The 1,226-nt window shown below is 43.7% G+C and carries 3 protein-coding genes and 1 pseudogene; 1 reads left to right on the forward strand and 3 read right to left on the reverse strand.

The features are described from left to right. A pseudogene (locus BEA93_RS24405) lies at positions 1 to 293 on the reverse strand (RHS repeat-associated core domain-containing protein); the annotation flags it as partial. Here BEA93_RS24405 and BEA93_RS24410 point away from each other — a divergent pair. Next, positions 264 to 503 carry a SymE family type I addiction module toxin gene (locus BEA93_RS24410; RefSeq protein ID WP_105225243.1) on the forward strand — a complete coding sequence of 80 codons (240 nt, stop codon included), beginning with the start codon at positions 264 to 266 and terminating at the stop codon, positions 501 to 503. The pseudogene BEA93_RS24405 and the gene BEA93_RS24410 overlap by 30 nt on opposite strands. A 92-nt stretch (positions 504 to 595) precedes the next feature. On the opposite strand, the gene BEA93_RS24415 is transcribed toward BEA93_RS24410, so the two are convergent. Then, a complete protein-coding gene (locus BEA93_RS24415; protein WP_001516402.1) occupies positions 596 to 1,021 on the reverse strand; it encodes a hypothetical protein in 426 nt (141 codons plus the stop codon). A 129-nt stretch (positions 1,022 to 1,150) separates the two neighbouring features. Then, positions 1,151 to 1,226 (reverse strand): hypothetical protein (locus tag BEA93_RS25980; protein ID WP_225374967.1); only part of this gene is annotated, 76 nt, incomplete at its 5' end.

Consider the following 1,226-nt stretch of genomic DNA (forward strand, 5'->3'; position numbering starts at 1 on the left):
TTTCCAGTAGCTGGTCTGCCGCATCATAGATGTATTCTGTACGGCTTTCTGCTGTCTCTTTTGCCGTGAGCCGGCCCACCGCATCGCGCGCCAGCCGGTGACGGATTTCACCGCCCCGCTCCCCGGTGAACACCACTTCCGTGACTGCGTTCAGCGCGTTGTAACGGTACGCCTGGCGACAGCCATCCGTAAGCGTCGTATCCGAATGCCGTTCTGCGCCCCATTGCGTCCGTGCGGCTGCGTACCCGTCCACGACCGTCACGCTGCCAGCACGTTATCTGCCCAACCACAGAGACACGCCGGTGATCAAAATCAGCGCCAGATGGCTGAGAGAAGCGGGATTTGAGATCGGCACGGGCGTTACCGTGAAGATCTCAGAGAGATGCCTGATCCTGCCTGCGGATAATAACGAAGTACAGGAACTGCGGGAGGAACTTTATCAGGTTAAACAGTCGGTTAAGTGGATGCGGGACGGAATGTTTAGCGTGCTAAACGAGAGTTAAATAATAAAAGAGCCGGGAAGATTGAATTTCTTTCCCGGCATTTTAAAAAGCATCAATCTATTATTATAAAAAATAAATTCCATCTATTATTTTCATCGAAGAGAAACCATACTTAACCTGCCATATTGAGATAAACAAATTGAAATACCATCATGAGTTAAATAAAATAATTGATTGTCATTATTTATGTTAAAATTATATTCCTTAGCTAAATTCAACCAGTTATTAAGTTCCCAATTCATTGTGTTATCAAACGTAATTACCTTTTCTCTATTGCTATGAAAATCAATATCTATAGCTACCACATAATCCTCTTCGGAAAGAAAACTGATATTACCATAAAGCCAATAATATATTTTTGATTTCTTGCTTATTTTCGCTACTGGTAGCTCTGGCTCTCCCATTATTTCATGAAGTCGAGTAATAGATGAACCGACACGCAGACCTTTAATAGAAAGATCCTTAATAACACTCATTACATCCAATTTAAATGCAGAGTTCCATTTATTGTGTTTCATACACATCCTCCACGTGTATTATGTCTTTCCACATTTCGGGCAATATCACGAAACTCTCTTGATCGACCATTAGCTAAATCACGCAAAGATCCAGTTTCTCTTTTCGCATGATCAAGAACCAGGGCAAGATTACGAAAGCCCGCTCCCCGCAAGGACTGACGCCAGGTAGTTTCTGTCCATGGCTGCTTTTCGCATCTTACGTCTT

This window comes from Escherichia sp. MOD1-EC5950 (genome assembly GCF_002965345.1).
GTDB lineage: Bacteria > Pseudomonadota > Gammaproteobacteria > Enterobacterales > Enterobacteriaceae > Escherichia > Escherichia marmotae.